General features: G+C 64.3%; 18 protein-coding genes and 1 pseudogene. 1 reads left to right on the top strand and 18 read right to left on the bottom strand.

What is annotated here, in order from left to right:
- Positions 1–39: 39 nt before the first annotated feature.
- The 7 genes from OG874_RS11160 to OG874_RS11130 form a co-directional block, all read right to left on the bottom strand.
- Positions 40–627 carry a nuclear transport factor 2 family protein gene (locus tag OG874_RS11160; protein ID WP_330255048.1) on the bottom strand — a complete coding sequence of 196 codons (588 nt, stop codon included), beginning with the start codon at positions 625–627 and terminating at the stop codon, positions 40–42.
- Positions 628–662: 35 nt separating this feature from the next.
- Entirely contained in the window at positions 663–1,526 is an 864-nt protein-coding gene (locus OG874_RS11155; RefSeq protein ID WP_330255047.1) for a 3-carboxyethylcatechol 2,3-dioxygenase, read from the bottom strand.
- 70 nt (positions 1,527–1,596) lie between these two features.
- A complete protein-coding gene (locus OG874_RS11150; RefSeq protein WP_330255046.1) occupies positions 1,597–2,436 on the bottom strand; it encodes a mycofactocin-coupled SDR family oxidoreductase in 840 nt (279 codons plus the stop codon).
- 57 nt (positions 2,437–2,493) lie between these two features.
- A complete protein-coding gene (locus tag OG874_RS11145; protein WP_330255045.1) occupies positions 2,494–3,705 on the bottom strand; it encodes a CaiB/BaiF CoA transferase family protein in 1,212 nt (403 codons plus the stop codon).
- Between the two features lie 49 nt (positions 3,706–3,754).
- On the bottom strand, positions 3,755–5,236 hold the full coding sequence (locus OG874_RS11140; RefSeq protein ID WP_330255044.1) for an aldehyde dehydrogenase family protein: 1,482 nt from the start codon (positions 5,234–5,236) through the stop codon (positions 3,755–3,757).
- A 323-nt stretch (positions 5,237–5,559) separates the two neighbouring features.
- Positions 5,560–6,753 (bottom strand): thiolase family protein, encoded by a 1,194-nt coding sequence (locus OG874_RS11135; protein WP_330255043.1) that lies wholly within the window; start codon positions 6,751–6,753, stop codon positions 5,560–5,562.
- The gene (locus OG874_RS11130) at positions 6,746–7,207 is read right to left on the bottom strand and encodes a Zn-ribbon domain-containing OB-fold protein (protein ID WP_330257255.1); all 462 of its coding nucleotides are present in this window, start codon (positions 7,205–7,207) and stop codon (positions 6,746–6,748) included. The genes OG874_RS11135 and OG874_RS11130 overlap by 8 nt, the downstream gene beginning before the upstream one ends.
- A gap of 194 nt (positions 7,208–7,401) precedes the next feature.
- On the opposite strand from OG874_RS11130, the gene OG874_RS11125 reads away from it, so the two are divergent.
- Positions 7,402–7,776: a hypothetical protein gene (locus OG874_RS11125; protein ID WP_330255042.1), complete on the top strand. Its 375-nt coding sequence runs from the start codon at positions 7,402–7,404 to the stop codon at positions 7,774–7,776.
- An 87-nt stretch (positions 7,777–7,863) separates the two neighbouring features.
- Here the strand turns inward: OG874_RS11125 and OG874_RS11120 are convergent, their stop codons facing one another.
- The 11 genes and pseudogenes from OG874_RS11120 to OG874_RS11070 form a co-directional block, all read right to left on the bottom strand.
- Positions 7,864–8,298 carry a B-4DMT family transporter gene (locus OG874_RS11120; protein WP_330255041.1) on the bottom strand — a complete coding sequence of 145 codons (435 nt, stop codon included), beginning with the start codon at positions 8,296–8,298 and terminating at the stop codon, positions 7,864–7,866.
- A gap of 374 nt (positions 8,299–8,672) precedes the next feature.
- Positions 8,673–9,044, bottom strand: a complete 372-nt coding sequence (locus OG874_RS11115) for a hypothetical protein (RefSeq protein ID WP_330255040.1) — start codon at positions 9,042–9,044, stop codon at positions 8,673–8,675.
- The gene (locus OG874_RS11110) at positions 8,950–9,408 is read right to left on the bottom strand and encodes an AMP-binding protein (RefSeq protein WP_330257254.1); all 459 of its coding nucleotides are present in this window, start codon (positions 9,406–9,408) and stop codon (positions 8,950–8,952) included. Before OG874_RS11110 ends, OG874_RS11115 begins: the two co-directional genes overlap by 95 nt.
- 107 nt (positions 9,409–9,515) lie before the next feature.
- Complete coding sequence (locus OG874_RS11105; protein WP_330255039.1) at positions 9,516–9,746, bottom strand: biotin/lipoyl-containing protein; 231 nt, start codon at positions 9,744–9,746, stop codon at positions 9,516–9,518.
- 42 nt (positions 9,747–9,788) lie between these two features.
- On the bottom strand, positions 9,789–10,793 hold the full coding sequence (locus OG874_RS11100; protein WP_330255038.1) for an alpha-ketoacid dehydrogenase subunit beta: 1,005 nt from the start codon (positions 10,791–10,793) through the stop codon (positions 9,789–9,791).
- Positions 10,790–11,779 (bottom strand): thiamine pyrophosphate-dependent dehydrogenase E1 component subunit alpha, encoded by a 990-nt coding sequence (locus OG874_RS11095; protein WP_330255037.1) that lies wholly within the window; start codon positions 11,777–11,779, stop codon positions 10,790–10,792. Before OG874_RS11095 ends, OG874_RS11100 begins: the two co-directional genes overlap by 4 nt.
- Positions 11,776–13,416, bottom strand: a complete 1,641-nt coding sequence (locus OG874_RS11090; protein ID WP_330255036.1) for an FAD-binding protein — start codon at positions 13,414–13,416, stop codon at positions 11,776–11,778. The genes OG874_RS11095 and OG874_RS11090 overlap by 4 nt, the downstream gene beginning before the upstream one ends.
- A 4-nt stretch (positions 13,417–13,420) precedes the next feature.
- Positions 13,421–13,762 carry a 2Fe-2S iron-sulfur cluster-binding protein gene (locus OG874_RS11085; RefSeq protein ID WP_330255035.1) on the bottom strand — a complete coding sequence of 114 codons (342 nt, stop codon included), beginning with the start codon at positions 13,760–13,762 and terminating at the stop codon, positions 13,421–13,423.
- Positions 13,763–13,768: 6 nt separating this feature from the next.
- Positions 13,769–15,112 (bottom strand): aromatic ring-hydroxylating oxygenase subunit alpha, encoded by a 1,344-nt coding sequence (locus OG874_RS11080; protein WP_330255034.1) that lies wholly within the window; start codon positions 15,110–15,112, stop codon positions 13,769–13,771.
- 114 nt (positions 15,113–15,226) lie between these two features.
- On the bottom strand, positions 15,227–15,856 hold the full coding sequence (locus OG874_RS11075) for a TetR/AcrR family transcriptional regulator (RefSeq protein WP_330255033.1): 630 nt from the start codon (positions 15,854–15,856) through the stop codon (positions 15,227–15,229).
- A 130-nt stretch (positions 15,857–15,986) separates the two neighbouring features.
- Positions 15,987–16,109: pseudogene (locus OG874_RS11070) on the bottom strand (SDR family oxidoreductase); the annotation flags it as partial.
- Positions 16,110–16,111 lie beyond the last annotated feature (2 nt).

The raw sequence follows: 16,111 nt of genomic DNA, 5'->3' as shown, positions 1-16,111 counted from the left end.
ATTTCTCCACACACCCCGCATTTGTCCTATCTCCGTACGTCAGTGGGTTCGCACACCGAAATCGAATTCGGCGATGCTGGAGATCGGTGTGAAGCCGTCGCGGGTCAGCCAGGACGGCTTCGCCACGTGGCCGGGCTCCGGACGGGCCCACTCAACCCACGGACCCCAGTCCTTGCGGCTCAGCTTCTCCTCGAGGGTCTGCGGAAATGCCTTCAGCGCTCGGCTGTATTCCTTGGAGAAAGCGACCATTTCCCGAACGGTCCAGATATCCTCCTCGGACCGCCATTTTCCATCACCCGCGTACTCGATGATCTGGAACGACGGAAAATCGATGGGAGCCGCACCGGGTTCCGGATTGTCGGCACGGTTGATTGCTTTGTATACGATCCTGTTTCCGTCGATCACATACCACACCAGCACGGTGTAGACGTGCGGGGCGAACCCCATCGTCCCCTCCAGAAATCGGGTGATCTCCTGAGGTCCGGTGAAACGACCGTAGTAGTGATCGGTGTAGGTGGCGTCGTCGGTGAATAGATTCGCCCACGCCTCCCAATCCTCGTAGACCAGGCCGGTCATTACATAATTCCGGAAGGATTCCTCGACCTCGGATCGATCGAAATCGGCCATTTCCGCCTCCTTGTTGTTCGCGGCGTAACCGGGTTTCAGCGACCGGAAACCGCCACCCCCATACCGGTGATCCATTTCTGCACCGGTTCGTAGGCAATGCATTCGAACGGCTTGCCCCCACCGGCCGCTCCGGCGGCCAGCCAGGTCCGGACTTCGTTCGCGCCCGCACCGGCCTGCTCGTGCGCGACGGTGGCGAGCTCGGTTAAACTTGTTGCGTCCCAGGACGACAGCGCGTCGAGGAAGGCTTTGTCCCATTCGGGCTTGATCTTCTGCTCGGCCGCGGCATAGCCCGCGGCGATGATTCGCGCACGCTCCGCATCGCTCATATCGTGCGTATCGACCTCGAGGCTCGGCGGGGAATGCGAGAGTCCCCCGGTGCCGATGACCAGCACGCGATCGCCGATACCGTCGAGGAAGCGGCCGACCTCGGCGCCGAATTCGAGGACGCGTTCCGGCCGCGGCAGCGGCGCGGTCGCGCAATTGATCGCCACGGGGATCACCGGATACACGCCGAGCCCGGCCGTCAGATCATGCAGCGGTTGCGCGAACGCGTGATCCAATTCGATATCGCGGCATACCGTGATATCGAATCCCGACCCCAGCAGATGATCCGCGAGGGCCCGCGCGCGATCCGCGGGGACGCGCAACTCACCGGCCTCGCGCCCGGCCTCGGCCATGATGCCAGCGCTCAACGCGACCGCGAAGGATGGAACCACCTGCCGGAATGTTCGACGATGGTCACCGCCGAAGAGCACTATGACATCGGGATCGAATTCCTCGACCATGCCGCGCACCTGCTCGAGACCGGACCGGAACGAGCGGCCGAGCACATGCTCCACGTCACGCATCATTCCCGGACTGTGACTAGCGCAGACAACCAGCCGATCTGCCACGGACATGACAAGCCTCCTCGAATCTGATTCAGTCCCAGCTCGAATGCCCCGTAGCACGGTCGGGGCACGGTATCGGTTATCGACGTGTCGCCATGCCCGCGTCGACATTGAGGGTGCTGCCCGTGAAAGAACGACCCGACTCCGAGATCAAGAAAAGGATCGCCTCGCTGACATCCCGCGGTTCGATCATCGGCAGATCCGGGAGCAGTGTCTGCATCGCGTTGGCCAGATGCGGATACTCGCCGAGCACATTGAACAGTTCCGGGTTCTCGAGCACCATCGGAGTCGCGCAATTCGTCGGCGCGACGCCATTCACGCGAACGTGATATTGAGCGAGATAGTTCGCGTACTGACGGACCAATCCGGTCAGTGCGAGTTTCGCCGTACCGTAGGCGTCGTCGCCGCCTCTGCCATTACCCAAACCGAGCATGGCGGCCATCGAGCTGGTCACCACGATGTTGCCGTCCTTATGTCCCTGCTCGCCCCGCTCGATCAGATGGGGCAACGCGACCCGGATGGTATTCCACTGCCCGACCAGCAGAATGTCGATACCGAGGCGGAAGGCCTCGGCGGGGTCTTGTTCCTTCGTGTTGCTCAGCAGCACACCCGCATTGGCCAGGACGGTGTCGATGTGACCGAACTGCTCGACACCCGCGTCGAACGCCGCCTGCAAGGCCGCTAGATCCCGGATGTCGGCCTTACGTGCCAACATCGTCCGACCGGCCTTTTCGACCAGCTGGGTGGTCTCCTCGAGGTCTTCGGCCGTACCGAGGTTGTAGGGGACACCGTCGATGTTCTCGCAGATGTCGACGCCGACGATATCGGCGCCTTCCTCCGCGCAACGAATCGCATGCGACCGGCCTTGACCGCGCGCCGCACCGGTGATGAACACAACCCGGTCGTCCAATTTTCCCACTATATTGTCCTTTCGAATCTCCGGCCGCGACCGCGGTCAGCTCGGCGTGCGGCCACGTCAGATGACGGCCGCTGCCTCTTTCAGTGCAATGATCTGGTCCCAATCCAGACCCAGCTCCTGCAAAACCTCGTCGGTGTGTTCACCGTGGCCGGGCGCGGGGCGCAATGGGGCGGGCGTCTCATCGAACTGCACTGGATTGGCCGCCAATGCAAACGTGTTGCCATTGGCGTCGGTCACCTCTGGCAGATACCCGTTCGCTTCGACCTGCGGGTCATCGTGCATTTCGAGCGCGGACTGGAACGCGTCCCATACGCCGTCGAAATCCTCCAACTGCTTGCACCAGTGCGCCAGCGGCTGGGATTCGAACGTACGGCGTAGCTCTGCGGTGCATTCCTTGCGATTGGCGAAACGCGCCCGGGCATCGGCAAATCGCTCGTCGGCGATCAGATCGGGACGACCGATACGCGCACACAGATCCGGCCAAAAACGATCCGATTGCAGCAGGACCAGTGCCAGGAAACGATTGTCGCCGGTCCGGTAGATACTGGTTACCGGGTTGGGCATCTCATCGAGGTCGTACTTGGGAATGTTCGAACCGATGACCTTGGAACCGACGACATCCGGCCCGAGCTGCCACAGCGCGGTCGACAAAAGCGACACGTCGACCAGCGAAGGCTTGCCGGTCCGTTCCCGCTTGTACAGCGCCGCGGCGACACCGCCCGCGATGGCGAAGCCTGCGAACACGTCACCGAATGCCGGGCGCTGAATCGGCGGGTAGCTACCGTCTCCGGCCGCCAGCGCGTCACCGATGCCACCTCGAGCCCAGTAGGCCGCGAGGTCGAAGCCACCGCGATCGGCCTGCGGTCCCTTCGGGCCATAACCGTGCCCGCGCGCATAGATGATCTTCGGGTTCCGCGCCCGGATGGATTCGATGTCGATGCCGAGGCGCTGCTGCGAGCCGGGCAGCAGATTGGTGGTGAAAACGTCCGCCTGCTCGATGAGCTTGTACAGGATCTCCAATCCTTGTGGATTGGCGACATCGAGACCGACGCTACGCTTGCCGCGATTGGGCTGCTCAATGAAATGGTTCACGCCGGCGGCACCGGCGACCACACCGGAATTGACCAAGCCGCGCTGTGGGTCTCCGGTCTCCGGGTGTTCGATTTTGATGACGTCGGCGCCCCAGTCCGCGAGTACCGCCCCCGCGGACGGCACGAAAGTCCATGCGGCAAGTTCGATGACTTTCACGCCTTCGAGAATTGGCTCCATCGCCAGAATCCTTTCCTGATCCACTCTGTTCCGGGGACGCCCCCGACCGTCAACGGAATCCGACGGCTTTTGTCTGGAGGTACTGTTCGAAACCCTCACGACCGTTCTGCCTGCCATTGCCGCTCTGCTTGTAGCCCCCGTACGGCGAATCGGCGCCGTAGAACATCCCGCCGTTGATCATCAGACTGCCGGTCCGGATGCCCCGCGCTACCGCGTCGACCCGCTCCGGCGCGGTGCCCCAGACCGAGCCGGACAAACCATACGGACTGTCGTTGGCGATCCGGATGGCATCGCTGTCGTTGTCGAATGGGATCACCGCGAGCACAGGGCCGAAAATCTCCTCCTGTGCGATGGTCATCGCGTTCTCGACGTCGGCGAAGACTGTCGGCTCGACGTAGTAGCCCTTGGGCAGATGCTCGGGCCGGCCACCTCCGACGGTGACCCTGGCCCCTTCCTGACGACCCTTCTCTATATAGCCCAGCACGCGATCCCGTTGGCGCGCGTTGACCAGCGGGCCGCAGAATGTGGCCGGGTCGGTGGGATCCCCGTACCCGATGCCGCCAAATGTCGCCGTCGCGATCTCGACCGCCTCGGCATAACGGCTGCGCGGCACGAGCAGCCGCGACGGGAGGGCGCAGCCCTGACCGGCGTGCATACACGCGATCATCGACTGCGGGATGACCGCGGCGAAATCGGCGTCGTCGAGCACAACCATCGCGTTCTTGCCACCGAGCTCGAGAAACGTCCGCTTCATCGTCGAAGCCGACAGTTCCACGATCCGCTTGCCGACTCCGGTCGAGCCGGTGAACGAAACCATGTCCACCCGGGGGTCGACCAGTAATTGTTCCGCGACCTGGTTGTCCGAGGTCGTCACCACATTGAGCACGCCCGCCGGAATGTCGGTTCGCTCGGCGACGATGCGGCCGAGCCGGGTAGCGCTCCACGGGGTGTCTGGGGCCGGCTTGAGCACCACCGTGTTGCCCGTGGCGAGCGCCGGGCCGATCTTGTTGATGGCGACTTCGATGGGGAAGTTCCACGGCACGATGGCCGCAACCACACCGATGGGCTCCTTCATCACCCGGCGATGACTGACCGCACCGAAGAGCTCGGTGTCGGGCAGCGAACGCTCCCAACCGAACTCGTCGATCAGGTCGGCGGGATAGCTGATCCCTTCGGCGAACGGCCAGTCGAGTTGGGCGAGATAGGTGATCGAGATCGGTGTCCCCGCCTCGGCGACCAAGTCCGCGCGGAAGGATTCCTTCTCCTCCTGCAACGCTTCGTGCAGTTGTCGCAGGCAGTGCTTGCGGAACTCCCGATCCGTAGACCAGGTCCCTTCGTCGAAGGCCCTGCGAGCCGCGGCGATCGCACGGTCCATGTCCGATGCCGCAGCGTCGGCGGTGTCGCCGATGACATCCTCGGTCGCCGGGTTGATGTTGTCGTACCGGGCGCCGGAAGCGGCATCGGCCAGGACACCATCGATCAGCATGCGCGCCTCGCCGCGTGCGATATCGGATGCCGTGGGAGCTGTCATGGTTGCCGAGACTCCTTCGTGTCGGACCAGGTTCATAAATTCGCCGCGCCTGCGTGGCGCGCGTCACACCGACTATATATAGTCAGATAATTGATATCAATAGACTTCAATGGATGATTGACCTTATGCCGCGCCGTTACGCCGGTGGCAGCTGGCCTCGGATCAGCAACCACGCGATCGTGCGCACCAGGGACTGAACTCCATCGACGAAATCGAACGTCATATCGGCTCCTTTGCCGTATCTGTCATCACAAACCTCCAGGTGGTGGGGTCGAAGTGCTGCCCGTTCACGGATCACCGCGCACGCACCGGAGACACCTTCGTCAATCACGTCGGCTGACGAGCATGGCGCCCGCCACGGGACCACCACCCACCGCGACCGCCGCGAGTTCCGGATTTCCCGGAGCCTGTCGGTCACCGCCTTCGCCCCAGAGTTGGACGCAGGCTTCGTGCAGGAAACCCATCCCGTGCAGGCGGCCGCCGGACAGCTGGCCACCGCTGGTGTTCAGTGGCAGCTCCCCGTCCAGGGCGATGCGATGCCCGCCTTCGATGAATTCACCGACCTGCCCGTGCTCGCAGAACCCCAGCGCCTCCAGCCATTGGACGGTCAGGAAACTGAACCCGTCGTACAACTGCGCGATATCGACATCGGCCGGTCGCAGTGCCGTTCGCTCCCACAGCGTGGTCGCCGCGTCATGCGCGGCCATCGTCGTGATATCGACCCGTTGGTCCCAGGTCGCACGCTCGAACATCCCGGTGCCCACGGATTCGACAGTCAGCGGCGGTTTCCGCAAACCGGCGGCGGCTTCGCGCCGCGAGATAATCACCGCGGTCGCCCCGTCGCACGGCACATCGCAGTCATAAAGGCACAACGGATCCGAAATCATCCTCGCATCGAGGTATTCGTCCAAACTCATCGGAGTGCGATATACGGCGTCGGGATTCAGTCCCGCATTTCGACGCGCATTTACCGCGATCGCGCCGAGCTGTGCACGGGTGAGCCCGTGTTCATACATATAACGCTGCGCAGGCATGGCGAGCCAGTTGGCCGCGGACACCGCGCCGAATGGACCGAAATATTCCAGGTGCCCGGGTAGTCGCCCACTTCCGAACAGAACCGAAGCACGCCCGGCGGTCTGCGCGGTCGACTCCCACACCGATCGAAACACCAGAACGTGTTCGGCCAATCCCGTCGCCACGGCCATGCACGCATCGATCGCCGGACCTATCTGTCCCGCGGTCTCGGCACTACTCATGAACCACCGGCTCCGCAGCCCCAGCGCATTGCGCAGATCGTGGACCGTGGCACCGGAGAACCCGGGATCCGGAACGCCAGGCCCCGGGTAGCTCGCGACACCGTCGATATCGTCCGGGTCCAAACCCGCGTCCTCGATCGCCCGCAGTGCCGCCTCGACCGTCAGCTCCAGTCCACCCCGCCCGAGCCGCCTGCCTACCTGCGACTTACCGGCACCGGTCAACACGGCACTGCCCTGAAACAGGCTCGTACGCTCACTCATCGCCAACTCCTCCGGCGGGACGGAACAACGGGAGCCAGATGTCATCCCATTGCTCGAAGAACACCTCGACCTCGAGCCCTGGAACAACAGCCTCCGGCACCACACCGACGACATTGCTGACGATTCGCACGTCGGGTTGTTCGGCGAGCTCGATCATCGCCACCACGTAGGGCGGGGGGAATCCCGGAAGCCACGGCTGCCGGTTGATCGTGTACGCGGCAACCCGGCCCCGGCCGGAAACCGGTTCCGGCGCGACATCGGTGCTGCGACAGCGGAAGCAGGCCGCGGAACCGGGGTGGAACCATTGCTTGCAGCTGCGGCACCGGTAGATGAGCAACCGCCCGTCCCTGCCTCCGGTCCAGAATGCCTCCGACTCCGGCGTGGGCGCGGGCAGCAGCCGCACCTCCGGCCGGACGTATTCGACCGTCACATCACCGTGTGGTCGACCGTCCATCTGTTCCCTCAACGTAGTCACGTCCCGTGTCCGTGCGACGCCGTCGTCAGACCCGTCGCAGCCACCTGATCGAACCCACCCTAGAGAGAATCTGACACTCTCGTCAATAGCGTGCTTCCCTGTCGACAATCATACTTCCGGCATTAATCGCAGAATCGGCCCCAGTGGTCTGACATTGCTGTTCGACTGGCGTGTTGACGCGATCTGTCGATTTGACCGGGCTGAGCGCCAAGCTCGGTCCCGAGGGCGCTGTCGTCGAATTCATGCTGGCCACCTACGGCACCGGCACTCGGGTCAAAGCAGCACGCGGGGATTTGGCGGCCGCCGAGACCCGGCTGGCGCAGGGTGCCGCAATCGCCGAGAACCTCGGCCTTGCGCGGCTGTCGGCATGGATCGTCAACGAGAAGATCCGCATCGGACTCCCCTGGATCACGACAGCACGGCCGTGCTCATCCCAGCCCTCGCGCGATGCGCCGAACTCGGGATGTTTCGTTTCGCGACGGACTACGGACCGCGCATCGACCCTGATCTCGCGATCGTGCTACGGGAATCCGTGCCGCCCACTGTGATTCGCCCTTCGGTCCTGCAACGAATGCTCACCGCGGCGGGATCGAACCGAGCATGAGAACAGCCAGTTGCGCCCAGCTGGTCGGAGGTCAGCTGACGCGCGCCGTAGCCCGATTCGCGAGCAGTCGACCAAGGCCGACACCGATCGTGGCGGGGACATAGATCAGCAGCAAGATCCACGCGGCGGCCGCGGTGAGTTCGAACAACAGCGAGTTCCCGCTCAGGTCGAGACCGGGAAGTTTGTCGATAAGCCAAGTCGACGCGCCCGCGGCGAGCCCGCCGATGACTCCCGCTTGCAGCCACAGAATCGGAAAGTCCACCTCGGACTGTTCACCGTGTGCCAACCGATCGCGGCGGCCGTCGACCGCGCCCCAGGCAATCGCCATACCCGCGACGAGCACCAGTGCGATCAATCGGGCCGACGAAGTCTGTGGCGTCCAGTACTGCACAGCGAGACCCAGCACGAATTGGACAGCCACATGCAGTGCCGCGAGTCCAAGACCACGGCTCAACGGAGCATTCATGCGCCACAGCATAAGCACTGAAAGGTAGCCGAGGCCAGTGGATCATGAATCGGGTTCGAAATATTCATCCAGCGCCACGGCACCAACCGGAATGAACAGTGCCGCGAGAGTCGATCGACCGACAATTTATTGTTCGCGCTGCTCCCGCAGGGCACCGAATCCGGATCGAACTGTCACTTCAGGACGCTCCGCATAATAGGCATCGCACCAGATATCGGAACTCAGCTGACAGAACCATGAATGCGACGGATTTCGAGCCGACCGGTATTCCGGTCGGCGATCTCGCGGGTCTTACGCGGATGATCATCTGGGAGGGTCCGCCACCGGAAAGCCGTCTCCCGGCCGACGATCCGATGACCACCGGTTCACTCAGATCATCCAGCGACGCCGTCGCGTCCGACCGAGGCATGCCGCCCCGAGACCGGTTCGGCTTCGTACACGGTGATCGTCTCCAACAGGCGGAAGAGGGGCATCGGGTCGGTGCGCAGGGCGTCGGACATGTGAAATTCTCCGCCGAGCACCGCCTCGAGCAGCCGGTCGACCACCGCTTGCAGATCGTCGGCCTCGATCTCGTACAGGGCGACGAACGGCCCGTCGTCGGCGGGCGGCGCCAGTCGTCGCGCAGACACGAACCCGTCCATCGCCACCACCTCACGCAGATGCGTTTCGTCGTACCAGGCGTGGTATTCTGCCGTGCGCTCCGGAGCACTGGGCTGTGTCTCGACGTACAGGATTCCTCGGGCCATACTGTTCCTCCTCCGATGGATTGACATTTCGGGATCGCTTGCAGCGCAGCCGGTCTGGCAGCCCTCGATCACCGTGTTCGACCGAACCCCCGCGGCCGGGCCGCACGAGCACCCGCGCACCCGACTCGGTGCGGATGAATTCGACCTCTCGGCGGCCGCACATGTGCCCGATCGGAACCAGCACGGCGCCGATCAGCAGCGCCGCTTCGTAAGCCACGGCAACCGCATACCGGTTCGGCAACTGCACCGCGAAGGCATCACCCGGCCGGACCCCAAGCGTAAACAACCCACCCGCGATACTCAGTGCGGCACTGTGGATCTCGCCGACAGTCGTGGTACGCGGCGTCGAGCCGTCATAGCGCACACTCGTCGCCGCGAATCGGAATACGGCCACGTGAATCGCGCGGCCGAGAGTGATGTCTTCGCCCAGCCCCGCTGGGTCACCTCGCGGCAAGATCCCCGGCGCGACATTCACTCGATCCGGCCGATGACAGTGCCGACCGCGTAATCGACTTCGATTTCGCCGAGGATGACCAGCGTGCCCGCGGCCGGCGACTCGATCTCGGTCTCGGTCTTATCGGTGCCCAGCGTGTAGAGCGGGTCGCCCTGTTGCACGGTTGCGCCGTCCTCCACCAGCCATTCGGTGATGACTCCCTCGGTCATTGTCACACCGAGCTGGGGTATTGACAGTTCTTGCGCCACGGACGGCGTCTCCTCTCGTGATAATTCGGGTTTGTCGGTATCTCACAGCAGCGAGCGCACTGCGGCTTCGATCTGCGGCGGTCCGGGAATGTAGGCCTGCTCCAGGGATTTGGCGTACGGCACCGGCGTGTTCGGCGCGGTCACCCGCAGCACCGGACGAGCCAGCTCGCCGAACAGCTCGGCGTGGATCGTGGCGGCGAGTTCGGCGCCGAATCCGTTGCGCCGCACCGCCTCGTGCACCACCACCGCACGCTTGGTCTTGGCCACCGAACCGAGCACGGTCGCGGTGTCCAGGGGCTGCAGCGTGCGCAGGTCCACCACCTCGATGTCGATGCCCTCGGCGGCGAGCTGGTCGGCGACAGCCAGACAGTCCACCACTTGACGCCCGTAGGTCACAATGGTGGCATCCGAGCCGGCCCGCGCAATGTTGGCCTTGCCGAGGGGGACTCGATAGTCACCCACGGGCACCTCACCGCGCGAGGCGAAGTACAGCCCGAACATCTCCACGAAGACCACCGGGTCGTCATCGAAAATCGACGACAGCAGTAGACCTTTCGCGTCGGCAGGATTGCTCGGCACCACGACCTTGAGCCCGGCGGCATGGACCAGTTGGGCTTCGAGCATGTCCGAATGCTGCGCACCGAAGCCGCCACCGGCACCCGTTGCGGTGCGCACGGTGATCGGCACCGGGGTGCGACCGCCCGACATGTAGCGCAATTTGGCCGCGTGGTTGACCAGCTGGTCCATGCATACGTGGGTGAAGTTCATCAGCATTATCTCGGGAACCGGACGCATGCCGGAGATGGCCGCGCCGATGGCGGCGCCCATGATCGCCTGCTCCGAGATCGGCGTATGCCGAATCCGTTGTGCGCCATACTTGTTGCCCAGTCCCTTGAACACTCCGAAGCCACCGCCACCCGGCTCCTGGATGTCCTCGCCGAGTGCGAACACCCGATCGTCGGTGGCCAGCGCGATATCCAGTGCCTCGTTGATCGCCTGGACGAAACCGAGCTTGCGGGTCTGCACCGTCTCTTGTGCGATGGTCATACCGCCACTCCTTCCGCGTATACGTCTGTGGTGAGCACTGCCGGATCGGGCAGTGGCGCGTCGAGCGCGAATTCGGCGGCGTCGGCGACCTCCTCGGCAGCGGCCCGTTCGATCGCTTCGATCTGCTCGACGGTGGCCACTCCGGTCTCGATCAGCTTCGCGCGGAACCGGGGCAGCGGGTCGTCTGCCATCGCCGCGGCCAATTCCTCCTTGGGCATGTACACCTGCTGGTCGCCCATGATGTGCCCACAGAATCGGAAGGTCATGGCCTCCAGCAAGGTTGGCCCGTCACCGCGCCGCGCCCGGTCGATCGCGTCACCGGCGGCCTGGTACGTCGCGATCGGATCGTTGCCGTCCACGGTGACTCCGGGCATCGAATAACCCGCCGCTCTGGTGGCGATCTGTTCCACCGATGTGCCTTCGAGCAGTGGTGTGTATTCGGCATATTTGTTGTTCTGGCAAACGAATACGACCGGCAGCCGCCATACCGACGCCAGGTTCAGCGCCTCGTGGAATGCGCCGATGTTGGACGCCCCGTCACCGAAGTTCACCACGGTCACCTGATCCGTGCCGCGCATCTGGGCCGACAGGCCGAGTCCGTTGGCGATCGGCAGGCCGGAGCCGACCACACCGGTGGTGACCATCAGTCCGTACTCCGGTGCGGTCACATGCATCGGTCCGCCCTTACCGCCACATGTTCCGGCGGCCTTGCCGAGGTATTCGGCCCACAGCTCCCGCAGCGGCACCCCCTTGGCGACTTGGTCGTGCAGCCCGCGGTAGGTCGTCACCACGTAGTCGTCCCGGCGCAGATGCGCCGCGACCGACGCCGCGGCAAACTCCTGGCCCCGCGGCGAGTAGTACATTCCGCCGATCTTGCCGCTCAGCATAAGCGAGCGATACTTCCCGTCGGACAACGCAATTCGGGTTGCGGTACGGAAGATCTCGCGCTGTACCTCGGCGCTCGGCTCCGGTGTGGATGAACTCACCTGGTCTCCTGGTTCTGTGATTCGATCTGGGCATGGGCAGACCGGGCCGCATGCTCGCCCGCCCGGCGTCCGGAAAAGACGGCATCGGCGAGCGAAAGCCCGGAAATGTAGCTGTTGCTGCAGATTCCGACCGCCGCGCGGCCGGCCGCGTAGAGCCCGGCGAGGCTACCGCCGGCCGCCTTACGCACCGCCCCGGTCTCCTCTTCCACCGCCAACCCGCCGAGCGTGATGAACGGGAACGGATACGCGGGGCTGATATTCGGTGCGAGGTCCACCGCGAAGTACGGTCCGCGGTTCAGCGCCCGTCGGTACTCGTCCTTCTTGCCGAACTGGTCCGGCCGCCCGGCCTCGATCGCCTGGTTGTACTGCGTGATGGTCGCCGCCAACCCGTCCGGATCGACGCCACACGCGGCAGCCAGCGCCGCCGGTGTGGCAGCCTTGCGGTGGCCGAAAGAGCTGAAAATATAGAGGCATTGGGGAATCTGGAAGAAGGCCGACTGCGAACGAGCCTGACGTCTGGCCATGCGCCACGCCTGCGCGTCGAGGATCAGAAATCCGCGACCGCCGTGCCGCTCGACCAGTGGTTCCGACATGGTCGCGCCGTAGAGCTGCTCGTTGGCGAACCTATTCCCATCCATGCTCACCGCGACGCCCTCGATGAACGCGGACGGCGGCGAGATGAACTTCCAGCCCGACATCTTGTTCAAATGGCTCGTGGCCGCGTCCACTTGCGCACCGAGCCGCAGCGCGGAGCCGTCGTCGCCGCCCGCCGCCAGCGGCGAAACCTCAGTCCAGGCAGGCGCATACCGGCGCACCAGTTCCTTGTTCTGCCCGAAGCCGCCGGTCGACAGCACCACCCCGCCCCTGGCCCGGACCTGCTGCCGGGTACTCTGCCGCCGTTGGGCGGCAACCACTTTCGCCATCAGCCGGTCACCGAGCGGAGGATGCCAGACCTCGGCCTTGGTCGCGATCTCGGTTCGAATCCGGTGAACGCGCCCGAGCCCACTGCCGCGCGGAGCGTCGAATTCGACGCCCACCACCGCACCATCCTCGATGATCAGGCGGCACACCTCGGCCAGTGGCCGGAACGTAACGCCCTTGCGCAACGCGGAATCTCGCAGAATGCCGTAAAAGGCAGCCCCGCTGAAGTTCTTGGCCCGCACGCGGTGCCCACGCGGAGCCGGCGCGGCGTCGTCGGCATAGCTCGGCACCTGCTCATTGCCGGAGTAGTACAGATAATGCCGATTGGTCGGATAGGAGGTCTTGTACGGGCACAGGCTGCCTTCGAACGGCACACCCTGCTGAGACAACCACTCGATCATCTCCGGGCTGCCGTCGACGAACCGGCGCAGCGTCGATTCGGCGACCGCGTCGCCGACCTCATGACTCAGGTACGCGAACATCGCCTCGGCAGAGTCGGTGACTCCCGCCTCCCGCTGTACCGTCGTTGCGCCCCCTGCGTAGACCACGCCGCCGGAATGCACGGTGGATCCGCCGCCGTAGAACCTGTCCAGCACGAGCACCGAGGCCCCCGCATCGGCGGCCGCGATCGCCGCGCAGGCGCCCGCTCCACCGAATCCCACCACCACGACGTCGTATACCTGTGCCGACTCCGCTGTCGGTTCTTGCACACTCACCGCACTACTCCTCATTTTCGGGCATTTCGGCCGCCGCAGGCCGGGCAGCCCGCTTTTCCACAGTGATGTCACCGGTCACCATCAGCCGGCAGGCCAGGCGGGTATCTCGCACCGACCACCCGCGCCGCCGATTCGTTATCTGCCGCAACACATCTCGCTCCTCGTCGCCGATCGGACCGAGATGCTGATGACCGTCGAGCACGCGTACCACGCAGGCCGTGCAGCGGGCCTGCCCGTAGCAGATCGTCGGCCAGCGCGCCCCCTCCCGCAGCGCGGCCTCGAAGAGCGTCTCACCGTCGCGGACGGCCAGTTCGAACCCGGCCGGATCCACCCGCACCACCGCCACGGCGGATCACCGCGCCAGATACTGATCGATGGTCCGGTGGCTGTTGACGATCATCGCCTCGTACGGTTCGGACAGGGTCAGCTCATCGAGCCCCTGGGTCTTCAGGCCCTTCTGCTGGGCAATGATGTTGTGGAAGTCCTCCTTGAGGATCTGCGGCCAGTCCTCGACCGGGATCGGCCCCTCGAGCTCGGGGCGATCCGTCTTCTCCTCGCCCGCCGCCGGGATCTGCAGCGCCCATACCTCGAAGACGCACGATTCGGGATCGTCGCCATTGGGGCGCACCCTGTACATAATCGAATTGCCGTAGGCAGGCAACACTGTGATGTTCGGGAAAATGTGAGCGTAACCGCTGGTGTTCGTCGGCGGCGCCGGCAAATCGATACCCGCCCCTTTGGCGTATTCGTACAGCGCGCCGAAGAATGCCAGCGGGAACTGCTCGGGATCAATGTCGCGCTCCAGTAGGCCCTGCTGGATGAACATCTCCCGTTCGGTGGCGTAGGCGTCAGTGCCGAAGTACAGCGCGTTGTTGTACTGGACGAAGTAGTCCGCCGCAGACATCCCAGCGACCGGAATCTCACCGGAGACCGGAAGCATGTGTGAGTGGCCGCCGTCGAAACACTCGAAACTGCCACCGAACGCGTCGAGGTTGAAGTCCTCGTCGGACGCGCCCATGGCCAGCGACGGGTGCGCCTGCATCACGTGATACGCCTCCATGAACGCCTCCTGGGCGACCTTCCAGTTCCCCGGCAGAATGAGGTGGCGCCACCAGCGCACCTGCATCCGTTCGAAGCCGATCGGTGCCAGCGCCTCGGCTATCCCGGCCATCGCCTCCAGCAACGGTGGCGCGGTCAGATCCATATTGATCCACACCAGCCCGAACAATTCGCCGACCTGACAATCCGCCAACCGCAACGACTCCGGCTCGAGGCAGCGCGCGGCGAAGCCACGTTCGGCGTACACGTAGGAGTTGGAGCCGTCCAGGTTCCAGCGCCAGCCGTGGTACGGACAAACGATCTGTCCGCCGTGGAAGCTCCCGGTACCGACACCCAGCGCCGTGGCACGATGCCGGCACGCGTTGAAGTACGCCTTGACGGTGTCGTCGCGCTGACGCACGACGATGATCGACTGATCGTTGATCTGGTACTCGACGAAGTCGCCCGGCCGCGGGATCTCATCGAGCCGACAGGCCATCTGCCAGACGTGGGTCCAGAGTTTCTCCTTCTCCAGTCGGGCGAACTCCGGGGAAAAATACCGTCCCGCAGGAACTTTGGCGGAATCGGTGATCGCGAACGGGATACCAGCCGCTGCGGGTGCGGGCCGTTGGATCCTAGGTTCAGCGTGGATGGTCAAAGCCAGCCACCTCCTCGTGACAGAACTGCCAAGTAACTAACTAACTGATAAGTTACTTTAGAGATGTGGCGCCGGTCACGTCAATGGTTTCGAGTGATTATCTACACAATCCGCTTAATCATTGCGTTCAACCAACAAAGTTCCACCCAACAGCGCCTCGGTGGCACGGACTGCCGCCCGATGCCGATCAGCGCTCACGGTCGCAGACAGATGCGCCAACCCCCACGTTATGGACGTCAGCGTGTCCACCACAGACTGTGGATCGATACCAGCGCGCAGCTCGCCTGCACGCACCGCGTCCGCGACCAGGCGCGTGTAGAGCGCCTCCTCGGCCCGCTGCCGCCGCAACACCGCGGCCCCGAGGTCCGGATAGCGCGCGGACTCGAGGTAGACGGTGGCGTCGAACCTGGCCACCGACGGATAGTCCCGCACGCAGGCGATCGCCTCGTCGAGCAGCGCGATGAATCGCTGCGGCAAGGTCCCCGGCGCGGCGGCCGCGCTACCCAACCGCGCCATTACCTCATCGATGAGTTCGTTCAACGTCGCGATGACCAGCTGCACCTTGGACGGAAAGTAGTGATAGATCGCGGCGCTGGTCAGCCCGGCCTGTTCGGCAATCGACTTCATGGTCGCCTTGGCGTAGCCGACCTCGGCGATATGGTCCATCGCGACCGTCATGATCCGCCGCCGGGTCCGTTCCCCGTCCGCGTTCACGGGACGACCCATCCGAGCCGGCGCTGACATCCCATCTCCTCCCGACGAGGACAACCATCGAGCTGCCATTGTCCCATCTCGGACGCATGTCCACCGGCGCCCACTGCCGAACAGCACGTCCGAGACGGTTGATCAGCAGGCCGGGCTCAACAATTCCCGGTCACAGATTCGTCATACCGGCATCGACCGGGAGCATGGTGCCGGTGACATACCGAGATTCGGCGGAGGCGAGGGAGACGACGGCGTTGCTGATATCGACCGGATCCACCATCTCTACCGGCAGAC

The sequence above is a fragment of the Nocardia sp. NBC_00565 genome, assembly GCF_036345915.1.
Lineage (GTDB): Bacteria > Actinomycetota > Actinomycetes > Mycobacteriales > Mycobacteriaceae > Nocardia.
Note: the sequence above shows the minus strand (reverse complement) of the source record. Positions and strands in the feature narration are given on the sequence as shown.